Below are 14,675 nucleotides of genomic sequence, written 5' to 3' on the forward strand. Positions count from 1 at the left end.
CTTGTACGGTGGTGTGAGAGGACGGAGGCCGTGAGGCCTCCTCCTACTCGATTAATACTGGTAGATCTTTGTACCGATCTTATTCAACAGCGCAGTTATTCAACGACGCTAATGTTCATCTCAGCACCTTCGAAACCTAAGTCACTCAACTCATCGGCATTAAAGTTGGTGGTAACTTCGATGTCGCCAATGCGCTCAGTAGATTCGTTGACGGAATCAGTACTTCTTTTGCTGCGTAGATTGTTAGTGATTGGTGTTGCTTGTCCAATTTCGATAGTACCTGCAAATTGAGATTCAGCGTAGAAATCACCAGACACGTAAGAGTGGAATGGGCGCAAGCTTCCGCCAGTCGCGTATTGCATGCTTGATAAACCAGCTTCTTTAATCGCCCAGCCCCAATCCCACCATTTTGTTTCACCTGGGATGTAACGGTGATCCCATTGGTAGCGAATGTCGGCAGATTCACTGCTGCCACGACCCATGGTGAAGGTATGAGCCTTGTATGGGCGGTTATCTGGATGGGAGTGCCACGCGTTGCCACCCCAACGAAGGAAGCCGTTGAATTCAACATCGTAGCTAATATCGGCGTTGAATCGGTACGGGTAAGAAATGCTTGAACGATACAGCTCAACTCGAATCGGTAGCTCTGAGTTTGCTGGAACCATAGGACGCGCTTGAAGTGTTACTTGCTCGCTAGTGGAGTTGCCATTTGTTTCCGCGAAGCTTTGGTTAGCCTCGAACTTAACGGTGAGCTTAGTTTCGCCAACCAAAGGCCACTTGAAGGTGTTCTCTGTTTGAACGCTCTGTGAGAACCCATAACTGTTCGTTTTCGACCAGTTTGTTGATTCGTCTACTTTTAGGTCGACCACCACTTGTTGCGCGATATTGCTGTTGTTTCTTGCCGTCGCGTAAACCGTCTTCACTAGTTCACGGTCCGACTCGACAACATCACCATGCCAAAAGTTGTCATCGTTAACGGTGTAGGCAAAATTGTCGACGGTGATTTTGGTTTTTTCATCACAGCGATACCCACTACAAGAGCCATTGTTATTTCCCTGTATCACCCAGCTGTTGCCAGAGCGCTTTATCGTCATGTCTTCGCCAACGTACTGACTGTTATTACCGCCAACCCATGCGTAACCTAGGTTGTGGGCTAAATAGCTTAATGGGCGAACAAAGTCGTTACGGTTGTTCACTAATTCATACTGAACATCGATTTCGCTGCCTTCCTGAACCGATTTGGCGGAATAGTTAGGGATTTCAGATTGGTCGTTGTTTGGGTAACAGAACGTTGACCCACTGCTTGATTGCTTAATTTCGCCATGATAACCCGGCCCCATGATTACCCAGTTTCCTTTTAACCCGGTGATCTGCCAAGTGCCCATACGAGCGACCAAAGCACTCTTCTGCTCTTCGGCTTCATAACGGTCTATAGGACGATAACCAGAGCGACATACATCTTCACCAAGTTGGTCAAACACTATTTGGTCTGGGTAAATCTTCGCATTTACACCGGTTGATAGAACAGACAACACTGCGGTTGCTAAGAGACTTCTGTTTACTGTGATCATTAACAATTCCCTCATTTGTAATTTTTCTATTTTGATAATGTTTTGTGTGCCGTGCAGTTAACAAGACAAGTTCACTTTTTCATGTTGATAAATAGATAGATACTGAAAAGGGTTGAATTAAATTGCCAAATTAATTCAATGACTTGTATTGTCATTAGTGTTTTTACGGTGAAAGAGTATGCAACTGAACGTAAATTGTTTGATGGGGCTCAAACCGTTTTTAGAAAAATGAAGGCCCATTATTCGGGCTTAGACGTCAAAATTATTTGACGTTATTTTTGGCGTTTGTATGAATGGTTAATTAGAAGAACAGGTATAACCATTCACAATACTCGTAGTTTTAAGGTGGGCAGGTAGTGAGTGACAAAGAGTAAAAATCTAACTTGAATATTTTGCTTTGCTATCGGTTTTAAAATGCAAACACTTAAAGTAAGGAAGACTGTAATAATTGTATTACTGATAAAATAATGAAAATAACCATCCGTTTTTTATGTGTAATATCGGAAAAGCTTGCTACTTGATAATAGGGCACTTGTTGCTAGTGGTTAAACTATCTCTAATTATCGTTTGGCCAGAAGTTGCGTTCGGCCTGTATTACACGTTTTAATGATGGCAAATAAATCATTCGAACTTAAGATATCAATCTTTACCGTTAATGGGTCATTGTTGATTAACAGGTAAGGCGCCAATCGGCTGTCATTCATTGTTTTATTTATTTTTTGCACAGAGACTAAGTCAATGGTGCCAGAAATAGAAAAGAAAAGTGATTGAGAAGGACGGGCTGTTCCTCTGAATCGCAGAACAAGTGGGTCGGGCATGTTGTCGTCTTGAACGGACATCAGGTGCAGCACCTTGTTGTTACTTATTTTCGTTAATCCGTCGGTACGTAATACATTGTCATCCACTATCAGGTCCACCACGCTATGTTGGTAGCGATGCTCTTCTTTTGGTTGGGGCGAAGGGATACTCCATATGCCAACCAATAAAACGAATGCAGAAATGAGCGCAACGATTGGCATCATAATTGACCTCTTTCTAGGAATAGGGCCAGTTCGGTACTGGCTTGATCTAGTTGGGTTGGCGTGTAAAAGATGTTGACGGACTGGCGTGTGGCTTTGTTCAGAATAGAGAGCTCAGAATATTCCGCTTCTTCGCTAATGTACGCCACGCAATCACATTGATACTGATCGAGAATGCTTTCTAGCTCTGGCGTCATCGCCATTTCAGGGGCTTGGAAAACTTGTATTTGACCTATCCATTGCTCTCTGAGCCGGTTAACGGGGTTGATATCGCTGAGGTTTCTCTCATTAACCTTAGCAAAAGCCAATAACGCTGATGCCAACAGTAAGCAGCCAGTGGTGAAGTAGCACAACTTGTTTCGGTTTTCAGCAGTGGGAAAGTAAGCCGACGAACTTTGTTTAGGGTTAGGCTTAGGTTCGACTGCAACAGCTGCACCGATAGCAATACCGTTATTGCCGACGGGTATCAGGTTGCTCGCATCAGCAAGGGGAGTTGTGGCTGCATTATTGATGGGGGAGTCGATTACCACGCACTCATCGATAAGGCGATAGCCCACCTTAGGAACGGTGACGATTGGGGTTTCTTTGATGCCTAATCTAACGAACCCTTGGCGCAGTAAACTTATACTTTTCGCTAGTGACGTATCCCCTATGAACTCGTTTCCCCAAGCGAAGCTAATAATATCTTGTTTGTTAACAATATCGGGTGAATTTTTATGTAATAACTCCAGGACCCGAGTTTCACGGTATCCTACTTTAATAGAACGTTCATCGTTATAAATACGGTTTTTAATCGGGTCGAATCTGATCATATAGCCAACGTTTTATTTTTATTATAATTCTCTCTACAATGTAGATGACTATAAACTGACTAATATATGAATTAAAGTCACATGTTTTATTCTTCTGGTTTTTTGTGTCGTTGAAACGAAAAGAAATTTAATATGTTTGTTACAAAACGCCTGACACCAACGCACAATCTGTTAAATATAAGTAATATCTAATTAAGTGTTGGTTTTATTAGTGTCCTTTTTAGTAGTCTACTATTCGCTTTATTAAATCGCATAGTAGTCGATTTAATATTCTTGTTATTTATAAGGGCATATGTGCTGCATAATAATTTAAGACGTTTCGCTATGTGATGAAAATAAAAAAGCCCGCAGTTGAGTGCGGGCTTGGTATTCAATCACTTCAGTTTACGCTTTAACTGCTTCACAATCATTTGAAGACGTCAACGGTTTGAAGAATAGCTTGGTTTCTTCGATAACAACGTGGCGCAGCAAGATAAGCCCGATTAGGTTCGGAATTGCCATTAGGCCGTTCACGATATCAGCCATTATCCAGATCATGTCGAGCTTTAAGAATGCACCAGAAGCCACCAACGCAATGAAGATGATCTTGTAAGGCAATACAGCTTTGGTACCTAGCAAGAACACAACACAGCGCTCACCGTAGTAGTTCCAACCTAAAATTGTTGTAAACGCAAAGAAGATTAAGCCAACAGAAACCAACATAGGTCCAAGGGTATCTGCATTCAGACCAACAGCGAATGCGTGAGTGGTCATCGCAGCGCCTGAAAGATCAGTCTGCCAAGCACCCGTTAAGATAAGCGCCAAACCTGTCATCGTACAGATGATGATGGTGTCGAAGAAGGTACCTGTCATAGAGACAAGTCCTTGTTTCACACATGAGTCTGTTTTAGCCGCTGCTGCAGCCATTGGTGCGCTACCTAGGCCAGATTCGTTCGAGAACACACCACGAGCGATACCTGATTGGATAGCAAGCATGATGCTCGCGCCAAAGAAACCACCGGTTGCTGCTGTGTTGGTAAACGCAGAAGTCACAACAAGGGTAATGGCATTCAGTAGTTGGTCGGCATTTGAAATCAGAACGCTTAAACACGCGACGACGTACATAACCGCCATAGTAGGAACAACTTTCCCTGCCACTTTAGCGATAGATTGGATACCACCAAGGGTAACCACTGCCACTAATATCGTAAGAACGACAGCAGACATCTCACGCGAAGCGCCAAATGAGATTTGAGTTGCGTCCAAGATAGCGTTGACTTGTGGGAAGGTACCGATACCGAAGCAAGCAACGCCGAGCGCGAAGACAGCGAACATTACCGCTAAGATTCTTGAGCCGACACCGTATTGCAGGTAGTACATTGGGCCGCCAACCATTTCGCCATTGCTATCGGTTCTGCGGTATTTAACGGCGAGTAGACATTCTGCGTACTTGGTCGCCATACCAAATACAGCGGCAAGCCACATCCAGAATAGGGCACCAGGGCCACCAATCTTGATTGCGGTCGCTACACCAACGATGTTACCTGTACCAATGGTTGCTGAAAGTGCAGTACACAAAGCCGCGAAACTCGATACGTCACCCGTACCAGATTTGTCTTTGCTGAACACCATTTTCAGTGCAGTTGGGAGGTGTCTAAACTGGAGTAAGCCTAAGCGAAAAGTAAAGTAGATACCTGTACCCACTAGCAGAATAAGCAGTGGTGGTCCCCAAACGAATTGGTTAATGGTTTGTAGTGTAGCTTGTAGGTGGTTCATAGATTCCCCTTAATAAATTAAAAATTTAAGGAGAAGAGGGAAGGCAGTGCAGATCTCAGGGATCGGGGGCACTACTTAATACATACGGATTTCTAGATAGAATTCTTGTGTTAATTAAGGCTGTTGCTTTCCACTCCTCTGTCCTTTTGCCTGAGAGTTTCACTTAGCGAATCACTTATAGATAAGTAACGGGCACTAAGCTTGCTCCTTCGGCGACCGATCTAACGGTTCTCTCCAGAGGTTCCTCCAACGACAGTCCTCACTTTTCTGGATTTCTCCAGCATAAAGCACCTGAAAGATTTACTTCTTCGGCGGGTCAATCTAACTAAATGTTAATGTTTAGTTAAAAACCACTCTCCTGCAGTCTTCATCGGAACAATTACCTAAATAATTAGGTAATCTGTAGGCGTATCCTAGATCATATAAAATGTGATGTCAGCTACAAAATATCTGTTTGCACAAATGTTGTTCAACTAAATGATCAAACAACGAGTCTCTGACGTAACTTGCTTATTTAAATGGTATAAAATAGAGAAACAAGGAGGAGTTATGACTCGACTAATAGCGATTGTTTTTTTATTGGCTTTGGCATTTGTACTATTTCGTTACCGGACAAACGAAAAACTGCAAAAATGGGTAGTGACAGTTATCGTTAGCAGTTTCCTTTTGTATACTGCCAGCTTGATGATTTCGGAGTTAACTCGTTAAGCCTGCCTGTAAACAGGTGGGATGAATGTGTTAGTAAAGCTTAAGTGCTTCTGGCTTGAGCGATAGGTTTAACTGAGCCTTCACAATCAGTATTGGCATTCGTGTCAGTGACCGCGTAACGTTAAATAAATTTTTGGGAGTACCCGCTAGTGAACCAGCAATCTGGACAAAGCGAACAAGATGAAGTGGTTGTTATAGAAGAACGCGATAAGCGCAGTCAGCTCTATATCGGCATTGCTGCGGTTATAGGTTTAGCACTGGGTGGCTTAATTGGTTCTACAGTTACGGCTTCTAAGTGGGAGTCCACTTACCAGGTACTCGAAACTCGTTATCAAGAACTGCATGACAGCAGAGCACAGTTGATGACATCCGTTGAAACTAAAGTGGCAAAAGTTGATACCGAAATCGATGCGAAAGTAGAAGCCGCTCTAGTGAAACAAACGGAAGAGCATCAAAAAGAGCTCCAGGAATTAGCGAAGCAGTCTTCGGTTTTAGAGAAGGCGAACTACTCGTTAGAGCAACAGCTAAATGAACAGAAGCAAACGTTAGAGCAAACTCAGCAAGACAACCAGAAACTTAATCGTCAGGCTGACATGCAATCGACTTTGTTTGAGCGTGCGCGTGAAGTTTTCCGAAAAGAATTACAGATTTCTCAAGAACTTGAAAAACTTGAGAAAGAAAGAGATCAACTCGAGCAGAATCTTGGTTCTCTTAAGAAAGCGTGTGATGTTTACTTAGATGGCACATCATGGGATGCGAAATCTGACGCGTGTGAGAAGCAAGATAACGCTAACTCTCGACTGAGTGATATAAGACAAATGATTGAAGTCCACACCATGGACCTCAAACAGATCAAAACTCTCACTGAAGAGATGGGTCTATAAGCCGAAGGCTTTACCAACCTAACGTTAGTTTTGCACTAAATATTGAAACGCCCACATCACACACGTGATGTGGGCGTTTTGCGTTTGTCGAGAGCATAGATCCGGTGCTTTCTCATTATTGATTATTTGCGTGTTTTCATTGTTTGCTTAGATATTTGTGAATAGTTACGTATATCCACAATGATATGTTACTTGTTGTCTATTAAATGACTTTGCATACATATTTTCAGCTCAGAGTCGCTGCATAATAGTGTTGTTCAGGATGAACACGCAGTCGATTGCTAGCTCGCATTTGGCTGCTTTGACGACAAGGGATGGAGTGATGCCAGAGTATCTTTGTGAGAACTGCACCATAGCTTATTGTTTCGATGATTGTCGCTCGCCATTAGCGCAAAAAGAGATGATCAAAGTAGAAGAGTTGGTTCGTCGTGTCGATGTTGAACACGATGTTGAACACGATGATGAACAGAGTGAAAAGGGTGAAAAGAGTGAGCAGGGCATTGAAGGTAGTTATTCGCCTAATCGTTCAGACATAAAAAATCCCCACAAGCCAAGCTGGTAGGGATTTTGGATAAGTTGCAGTCCTGTTCTCGCTTTCTCAAGCAAAGGGTCTTACAAAAATTTTTAGAACAGTTTCGTTTTTAGAGCTGTGTCGTTTCTTAGAATGCAGTTAGCTACTAGAGCAAAACCTCATTCCACTAAACGTTATTTCTCATACGTTTTGATTTCGCCTGATTTCACACGAGCAACAAACGATTGCAGTTCTTTCTTCACAACTGGCATCAAGAAGTACAGACCAAGAATGTTGAAGATAGACATCGCAAAGATAGCCGCATCAGAGAAGTCGATTACCGCACCAAATTGAATCGTGGCACCAATAACAACAAACACACAGAACATCACTTTGAAAATCAGCTCTGTTGTTTTGCCTTCACCAAATAGGTAAGTCCAAGCTTTAAGACCGTAGTACGACCAAGAGATCATGGTAGAAAACGCAAACATGATTACTGCGAGAGCGAGTGTGTATTTGAATACTTCTGCCGTTTCAGTAAACGATGCAGCAGTCAGCGTTACACCCGTTAAACCAGAGCCATCGAATGGACCTACGTTTAAACCAGCGATAGTGATAACCAATGCGGTCATTGTACAAATGATTACCGTATCAACGAACGGTTCTAATAGTGATACTAGACCTTCGGTGATTGGTTCTTTTGTTTTAACCGCTGAGTGAGCGATAGCTGCTGAACCTACACCTGCTTCGTTCGAGAATGTTGCACGTTTCAAGCCTTGAATTAGCGCACCAATAAATCCACCAACAACACCTTCACCAGTAAATGCACCTGTAAAGATTGCGCTGAACGCAGGGCCAACTTGATCAAGGTTAGAACCGATAACAATCAGAGCCATACCGATATACAGAGCAGCCATCCAAGGAACAACTTTTTCTGTTACCGATGCGATAGAAGGCATACCACCAACAATCACAGAGAAAACTAAAGAGGCAAGTACAAGGCCAGTGATCACACCGTATTCACTTGGTACATCAAATGCGTAAGTTAACATGGCGTGTGCTTGGTTAGCTTGGAACATGTTACCGCCGCCCAATGCGCCTAAAATACACATTAATGCGAAACCAATAGCGAGCACTTTACCTAGTCCACCTAAACCTCTTTCACCCAGGCCTTGGCTTAGGTAGTACATTGGACCGCCCGAAACAACACCTGAAGGTAGGATAGTTCGGTATTTCACACCTAAAGTACACTCACAGAACTTAGAAGCCATACCCAGAAGGCCACACAAGATCATCCAGAATGTCGCGCCAGGACCACCAATCGCAAGTGCAGCACCTACACCGGCAATGTTACCAAGCCCGACAGTACCAGAAAGCGCCGTTGTTAACGCTTGAAAGTGAGAAACCTCGCCGTCCTCTTTAGAGTTAGGAGCGGTATACTTACCTTTGATAATGTCTATCGCCATGCCGACACGTTTAAATTGAACAAAGCCAAAATAAACAGTGAAGATGATCGCAGCGAGCAACAGCCAGCCAACAATCACTGGGAAGTTAGCTTCACCAATCGGTACACTTTTAAATATCAGCCCAACGAACCATCCTGTGTAGTCGTTGAAAAACCCATCAACACTTTGACTTAAGTTGCTGATAGCTTGGTTAAATGATCCTTCTTCTGCAAATGCACTGGAACTAAACAATAATATAAACCCAAAAAATAATTCACGTATGTTTTTCATGGTTTTCCCTGTCTTTTTAATAAATTATGTGTGTTGCTGTTGTGTTTGTTTTCTATTTGATTTGTATATCTCAGTGGTTTATCTACTTCATTCGACGGCAACATAAACGGCTGTAGCTAGGTCGAAAAACGAAATAAATATAAGTACTGATCTTGCTTTGTATGGATATCCTTTTGGTATGTGCACCAATAAGACTATGGTATTCGGGCTACCAAGTCCTGCTGGTAATCCTATACATAAAAATAATACCAACAAAGAAATTTTTACAATAAATTTACAATTGTTCGGGTTTTGTCATTGTTTGGGAATAAGTCGATGCTTTTTTGGCTGAGAAAAGCATATGCAGTAGCTGTTATAGAGGCGAATGAAGGAGAATTCAGAGTGATGGGCTTTAGGGGCATAGGGGGGACATAGAGGGAACGTAGGAGAATTCGAGTATTCGATATGTTTTGGCAGTGTTTAAACATTCGAAGGCTGAAGGTGTATTCGGATCTGAGGATATTAAAAAAGCCCTTTATCAGAGCTTTTTTGATGACCGGAAAGCATGACTACTTTCCACTAGCACATAACACTAAACGGCTCGATGACTATTGTTGTTGCCAACCGTGCTTTTGCTGGATTTATGGTAGAGCTTAAGTGCCAATAACGAACCCCATAACAAAACTTGTCCCCAGAGTAATGTCCATTGAGACGCCACTTCTTGCCAAGATGCGCCCATCTGATTAAGTGCTAAGAAACCTTGGATAGCCGGTGTGCTTGGGAATAGCTGTGATAATAGAACTAACCATTCAGGCATCATTTCAACTGGCCAGATAAACCCAGACGAGAAGATCAGTGGCATTGAACTGATTAATACCACAACCGTGACTAGCTCTCTTCGTGGTACTAACTCACCAATAAAAATCCCGATCAAACAGCTGGCCAGTAAGAAGGGCAGAAGTAAGGTTAAGATCTGTGTTGTTGAGGCGATCTGGTTTATCCCATACATCGAAAAGCTAGCGCCGAAATAGTACATCGACAACAAGTAATAAATGCCGACTAAGGTACAACAGCGAGCAAGCATCAGTTTCGCTGGAGAGGTCTTACTCCAGTAGCCAAATGTCGATTGAGCGTTTTGGGTTGCACCCACTAAACCAGAAGCCATGGCTAAGGTTTGTTGCAGGATTAACACAAAGACGGCTGGAACTACGTAATCGATGTATCCCATGCGACTATTAAACGTTGGTTTCAGGTTCAAGCTGAATACACTGTAACCTTTGGCTGCCGATTCTAAAGGCACACCTTCGACTAACAAATGGCTGACCTTAACTTGCGCAGCTAACGTACCACCGGCCTTGGCAAGCCCTTCAACAATGGTTCCGTAGACCAAGAAGTAAGAAGCATCACCAGCGTAAGAAAGTGTCGGGCTCTTACCGAGCAGCAAGTCTTTATAGAAGTTTTCTGGAATGACGAGGAACCCACCAATCTCTTGGTTAAGTACGGCTTGTTTCGCATCGGCGATGGTGGAGTCTCGACGAACCAATTCGATTTGAGAGGTGGCATCCACCATACGCTCTAATTGATAGCTGCTTTGACTCTTATCCAAGTTCACAACCGAAGCTTTCAGTTGTTGAGGAACTTGGTTCGCGTAAGGCAATGGATACAAGAAGGAATAGAAGACCACACCACCAAATACCGTAAGAAGCACGACAGGGTTGCGCAATACCGCTAAGAGTTCTTGCTTGAGCAGTTGAGTAAAGCTCATCGTTTTACTCCTTGTTGTGCTGATGCTTCTGGCTGTGTTGACGGCGTTGTTTTTGCAGATATAGCTGCTTTTGTAGATGGATCTGCTTGTGCAGTTAGAGTTGATTGCGCCAAGTGTTTCTTAATTAGCAACATTACCACGAAAGCAGGAACTGCGTACCACAACATAGAAGAGAGGCTGATCAAAGACTGTGCTGCGCTCACACCATAACTAGACTGCGCCGTTTGTACTTCGATGTAATGACTCACGGGCAATAAGCTTCTCCAAATTTGAGCAGCTGTGTTCATGTCTGTTACTGGAAAGGTAATACCCATGAACGCAAAGCTTGGTGCCGTAAATGCGCCAGCGAAACTCATCGCCCTTGCTGGATCAAGTGTTAAGAAGAAAAACAAACAACCCATAATGATACAACTGATCACGGTTAGCAGTTGGGCAATAGTCAATGCCACAAAGCTGCCGTTAAATGGCCAGTCTAAGAGCACATAGAACCAAAAACTAAACGCGATACCAAACATCAAAAACAAGACAAGGTAGGGCGTTAATGTTGATGCGAGTGACTTCATAGGGGCGTTGGATAACCAAGCGTGAAGCCCACGAGCTCTAACGTTCGCCGTCAAAACCAATATCGTGCCCACCACAATCATGATCTGCCACAGTGCAGGAATAACCGCAGACACCAAGAACTGTGCATAACTGGTGTTCTTGTTGAACAGCGGCGTGATCTGGCTTTGTACCGTTACTGCTTGGCCTAATGCGGATTGCACCGTGGTATCACCGTGTGACAGCTGTTTCACGACTTCAAGTTGCGCGTTAAAAGTCCCTTGAGCCTGCAGCAAGGCAGAGTTCACCAGCTTACCGATTAAGATAAATTGGCTGTTATAGAATACAGACACTTGCGGATTCAAGCCGAGCAGAAGGTCTCGGTCGAAGTGCCTTGGTATCACAACATAACCATAGATATCACGTTCGATCATCGCTTTCGCCGCATCACTCGCAGAGCTGTATTTCTGAGTGACTTGCAGCGTTGGTGACGCATCAACAAGGCGTGTGAACTGTTGCGAGATTTGACTGTGCTCAAGGTCGACAACTGCGACCGGTAAGTCACGAGCGATCCCTTGTGAAAAAATCAGCCAGATACTGGCAGCAAGCAGCAAAGGAATCCAAGTTAGGCAAGACAACAACCATTTGTCTTTGCGGACAATCGCCCACTGCCGAAGCAAGGTATTCTTCGCTCTATGATGCTCAGTTGATTGCGAGCCTCTAGATTGCGATCCAGTATATTGAGAGTTAGCAGACATAAGTCACCTAAAGCTCAACCACTAGGCTCATGCCCATACGCAGTGTTTCGCTCGTATCGACAGGGTGCGCTTCTACTTCAAAAGTACGTAAATCGAAGCCTTGTGCTGCGTCTGTTGAGCGCCAAGTTGCGAAATCACCCATTACGGCGATGTGAGTTACTTGGAAAGTTAATGATTTATCCAGAGCCGGTAGGTACGCCTCAAACTGGCTGCCTTTCTCGAAATGCTTAAGCATGTCTTCACGAACATTGAGCACAGCCCAAGCATCCTTGGTGTCGATAACAGTCACAACAGGGAAGCCTTGTGGTGCAAGTTCTCCACTGCTCAATAGAACCTGAGAGACTTCGCCATTAAACCAGCTGTGGATCTGTGTGTCTTTTGCGTAAGCTTCAACTTCCGCTACCGCACCCGCTGCCATTAACGCTTTTTGAGCGGCGGCCACTTTGGTTTCGTCACGCGCACCTTCTTGCGCTAATTGATACATTTGGAATGCAGCGCTTTCGGTGTACTTCGCCGCTTGCCACTGTGTTTTGGCTTCATCACGCTTCTGCTCGGCAACCACACCATCGTTGTAAAGGTTGTTTACACGTTGGTAGGTTTTGTCCATCAGATCGGCAGCTGCTTTGGCTTTCAACCATTGGTCTTTAGCCGCTTGGATCTGTTGAGTACGCGCGCCATTCTCTGCTTCTTGTGCTAATGCACCAGCGGCTTTCTGACCAGCTTTTGCTTGCTCTAGCTTCGCATCAATCTCAGGGCTTAGTAGAGAGAAGATCAATTCGCCTTTTTCAACCGAATCGCCTTTGCGCACGAATATTTCATCAATTCTGCCAGGTACTTTCGATGAGATGCTGTATTGCTGCACATCGATTTGACCTTGAAGCTTAACCGGCTGAGGTTGATAAGCTTGATAGAAACTGTATCCGACCCAGCCAATAACGCCGATACCAACTAAAGATAGAAGAAGGGGCTTAATAGGTTTCATGAATTATCCTTTTGACTGGCTAACGGTGTCTGTTTTTGAGTCGAAATCAGACGGAACAGAGGAGGTTAAGTAACTGGAGTAAGCATTCATTTCGCTGGTTAGCGCTAACAGCTTGTTGAGAGAGATTAGGTATTTGAAGCGAGCAGCAGATTGCTGGGTTTTAATGCTCGCAAGATAAAGCTCGGCATCAACCACTTCTAATGAGTTAGATAACCCTTGTGTGAAGGCTTTTTTACGAAGTAATAGGTTTTCCTGAGCTAAAGACAAGCTCGAGTTTAGGCCTTGAACCTCTTCAATGGCTTGGTTTGCTTCAAGGTAAGTCTTTTGTACCAACACGGTTAAGTCTTGCTTAGCTTGTGACTTAAGGAATTGAACCTGTGATACGGCACTGTGAGCCGCAGCGACTTTGTCGGAACGGCCAGAGGTATCAAGCAGTGGCACATTCACACCAATGCCAACCAACCAATCGGGTTTCATTTCACTGGCTAGAGAGTCATCTTCATACAGGCTGTAATCACCATAAAGGTAAACCTCTGGGTAGTATTTACCTTTCTCGGCTTTAATTAAGCTGCTTGCTTGTTTCTCTTTTGCATCAAGAATCTTAAGGCCGGGGTAGGTCATGAGTGTCTGGTCAATGAACACGTCCATATGAGGCAGGTTCTTATTGATAAACAGTTGTTCAGAGGGTTCTACACTTTCATTTTGACCAAGGATTTGGGTCAACGCCAATTGCGCAATTTTAAGATCGTTCTGAGCTTTCGTGCGCTCTACAATCGCTTTATCTAAAGAAGCATCGGCTTGTAGGCGTTCTACTCGGGCGATTTGTCCTTGCTGTTCAAGCTTGATGGCGAAATCACGATGCTGAGTTAAGCTTGCTTCAACGGCTTGACGCGTTCTCACCACGTCTTCCGCTAAGATCACCGAGAAGTAATACTTACTTAAGTCTTCGTAGCGAGCTTGTTTCTCCATCAACAGTTGGCTTTGCGCTTCTTCGCTTTTACCTTCAGCCGCATTTTGCGCAGCGGTTATTCGACCACCAGTGAAGATAGGCCACACAGCACGAATGGAAGAGCTAAAGATGTCTTGTTCGGTAATCGTTGAGGTAACGCCACCAACTAGAGGGCGCAAAATCGCGGATATAGCAGGGTTTACTCCACTCAAGCTATCTGAAAACTGTTCACCATTAATCGTCACATCACTATCAAGGTGCGTGTAGTTAGCCCCTAAGGTAATAGAAGGAAGATTGAGGCTACTTGTTGAGTTCTGAAGGTGTTGATAACGTTCAACGTTGGCTTGTTGAGCCGCAAGAGAGTTGTTGTTCTCTTGGAGAATTTGCCACGCTTCAGAAAAAGTGAGCGGAGCTGCATAGCCTGGCGAAGCCATAGTGCCGAGAAGCATACTGGCGATCGCAAGGTATCGGAATTTTGGTTTGGTCATCTGCATTAAATACCAATTAGAGTATTAACTCTAATGTTAACAGGGCGATAGTCATTTGTCTTGAATAGATTGTCTCATATGAATAGAAATTCTCATAACTCGTTAATCAAGTGTAAATAAGATTGAGTGACGTGAATATCAAAGATAAATGAAACTTAAAAAGCACGCATAAGCATGCTCTTTAAGTTCAGTATAGAAGTGTTTTTACAAAATGAAGT

The 14,675-nt window shown here is 43.8% G+C and carries 11 protein-coding genes and 1 riboswitch; of the genes, 2 read left to right on the forward strand and 9 right to left on the reverse strand.

The annotated features are described in order from the left end of the window. Positions 1-95 precede the first annotated feature (95 nt). From AB6E30_RS15180 to AB6E30_RS15195, 4 genes are all read right to left on the reverse strand, one after another. Entirely contained in the window at positions 96-1,571 is a 1,476-nt protein-coding gene (locus AB6E30_RS15180; protein ID WP_372056477.1) for an aerolysin family beta-barrel pore-forming toxin, read from the reverse strand. A gap of 560 nt (positions 1,572-2,131) precedes the next feature. Next, a complete protein-coding gene (locus AB6E30_RS15185; protein WP_372104203.1) occupies positions 2,132-2,593 on the reverse strand; it encodes a hypothetical protein in 462 nt (153 codons plus the stop codon). After that, complete coding sequence (locus AB6E30_RS15190; protein WP_372104205.1) at positions 2,590-3,402, reverse strand: transcriptional regulator; 813 nt, start codon at positions 3,400-3,402, stop codon at positions 2,590-2,592. Before AB6E30_RS15190 ends, AB6E30_RS15185 begins: the two co-directional genes overlap by 4 nt. A gap of 384 nt (positions 3,403-3,786) precedes the next feature. After that, positions 3,787-5,157 carry a sodium:alanine symporter family protein gene (locus tag AB6E30_RS15195; protein WP_017059726.1) on the reverse strand — a complete coding sequence of 457 codons (1,371 nt, stop codon included), beginning with the start codon at positions 5,155-5,157 and terminating at the stop codon, positions 3,787-3,789. A gap of 128 nt (positions 5,158-5,285) precedes the next feature. Next, a riboswitch (glycine riboswitch) is annotated at positions 5,286-5,405 on the reverse strand. Between the two features lie 609 nt (positions 5,406-6,014). Here AB6E30_RS15195 and AB6E30_RS15200 point away from each other — a divergent pair. After that, the gene (locus AB6E30_RS15200; RefSeq protein ID WP_017059725.1) at positions 6,015-6,749 is read left to right on the forward strand and encodes a chromosome segregation ATPase; all 735 of its coding nucleotides are present in this window, start codon (positions 6,015-6,017) and stop codon (positions 6,747-6,749) included. Between the two features lie 322 nt (positions 6,750-7,071). Continuing rightward, a complete protein-coding gene (locus AB6E30_RS15205) occupies positions 7,072-7,311 on the forward strand; it encodes a hypothetical protein (protein ID WP_017063799.1) in 240 nt (79 codons plus the stop codon). Between the two features lie 143 nt (positions 7,312-7,454). Here AB6E30_RS15205 and AB6E30_RS15210 read toward each other — a convergent pair whose 3' ends face one another. The 5 genes from AB6E30_RS15210 to AB6E30_RS15230 all read right to left on the reverse strand — a co-directional run bounded on the left by AB6E30_RS15210 (position 7,455) and on the right by AB6E30_RS15230 (position 14,463). Continuing rightward, a complete protein-coding gene (locus tag AB6E30_RS15210) occupies positions 7,455-8,996 on the reverse strand; it encodes an alanine/glycine:cation symporter family protein (RefSeq protein ID WP_372104208.1) in 1,542 nt (513 codons plus the stop codon). 571 nt (positions 8,997-9,567) lie between these two features. After that, complete coding sequence (locus AB6E30_RS15215) at positions 9,568-10,740, reverse strand: ABC transporter permease (protein ID WP_372104211.1); 1,173 nt, start codon at positions 10,738-10,740, stop codon at positions 9,568-9,570. Then, positions 10,737-12,038: an ABC transporter permease gene (locus AB6E30_RS15220; RefSeq protein WP_065583586.1), complete on the reverse strand. Its 1,302-nt coding sequence runs from the start codon at positions 12,036-12,038 to the stop codon at positions 10,737-10,739. The genes AB6E30_RS15215 and AB6E30_RS15220 overlap by 4 nt, the downstream gene beginning before the upstream one ends. A 7-nt stretch (positions 12,039-12,045) precedes the next feature. Next, positions 12,046-13,020 carry an HlyD family secretion protein gene (locus AB6E30_RS15225; RefSeq protein WP_017070946.1) on the reverse strand — a complete coding sequence of 325 codons (975 nt, stop codon included), beginning with the start codon at positions 13,018-13,020 and terminating at the stop codon, positions 12,046-12,048. A 3-nt stretch (positions 13,021-13,023) separates the two neighbouring features. Beyond that, on the reverse strand, positions 13,024-14,463 hold the full coding sequence (locus AB6E30_RS15230; RefSeq protein WP_372104214.1) for a TolC family protein: 1,440 nt from the start codon (positions 14,461-14,463) through the stop codon (positions 13,024-13,026). Positions 14,464-14,675: the final 212 nt, after the last annotated feature.

The sequence above is a fragment of the Vibrio sp. 10N.247.311.12 genome, from assembly GCF_041467515.1.
Taxonomy (GTDB): Bacteria; Pseudomonadota; Gammaproteobacteria; order Enterobacterales; family Vibrionaceae; genus Vibrio; species Vibrio crassostreae_C.

What these genes read in the sequence shown, in the direction of transcription:
- AB6E30_RS15180 (WP_372056477.1), bottom strand. Translation starts at nt 1,571, where the DNA reads ATGATCACAGTAAACAGAAGTCTCTTAGCAACCGCAGTGTTGTCTGTT.
- AB6E30_RS15185 (WP_372104203.1), bottom strand. Translation starts at nt 2,593, where the DNA reads ATGATGCCAATCGTTGCGCTCATTTCTGCATTCGTTTTATTGGTTGGC.
- AB6E30_RS15190 (WP_372104205.1), bottom strand. Translation starts at nt 3,402, where the DNA reads ATGATCAGATTCGACCCGATTAAAAACCGTATTTATAACGATGAACGT.
- AB6E30_RS15195 (WP_017059726.1), bottom strand. Translation starts at nt 5,157, where the DNA reads ATGAACCACCTACAAGCTACACTACAAACCATTAACCAATTCGTTTGG.
- AB6E30_RS15205 (WP_017063799.1), top strand. Translation starts at nt 7,072, where the DNA reads ATGCCAGAGTATCTTTGTGAGAACTGCACCATAGCTTATTGTTTCGAT.
- AB6E30_RS15210 (WP_372104208.1), bottom strand. Translation starts at nt 8,996, where the DNA reads ATGAAAAACATACGTGAATTATTTTTTGGGTTTATATTATTGTTTAGT.
- AB6E30_RS15215 (WP_372104211.1), bottom strand. Translation starts at nt 10,740, where the DNA reads ATGAGCTTTACTCAACTGCTCAAGCAAGAACTCTTAGCGGTATTGCGC.
- AB6E30_RS15220 (WP_065583586.1), bottom strand. Translation starts at nt 12,038, where the DNA reads ATGTCTGCTAACTCTCAATATACTGGATCGCAATCTAGAGGCTCGCAA.
- AB6E30_RS15225 (WP_017070946.1), bottom strand. Translation starts at nt 13,020, where the DNA reads ATGAAACCTATTAAGCCCCTTCTTCTATCTTTAGTTGGTATCGGCGTT.
- AB6E30_RS15230 (WP_372104214.1), bottom strand. Translation starts at nt 14,463, where the DNA reads ATGCAGATGACCAAACCAAAATTCCGATACCTTGCGATCGCCAGTATG.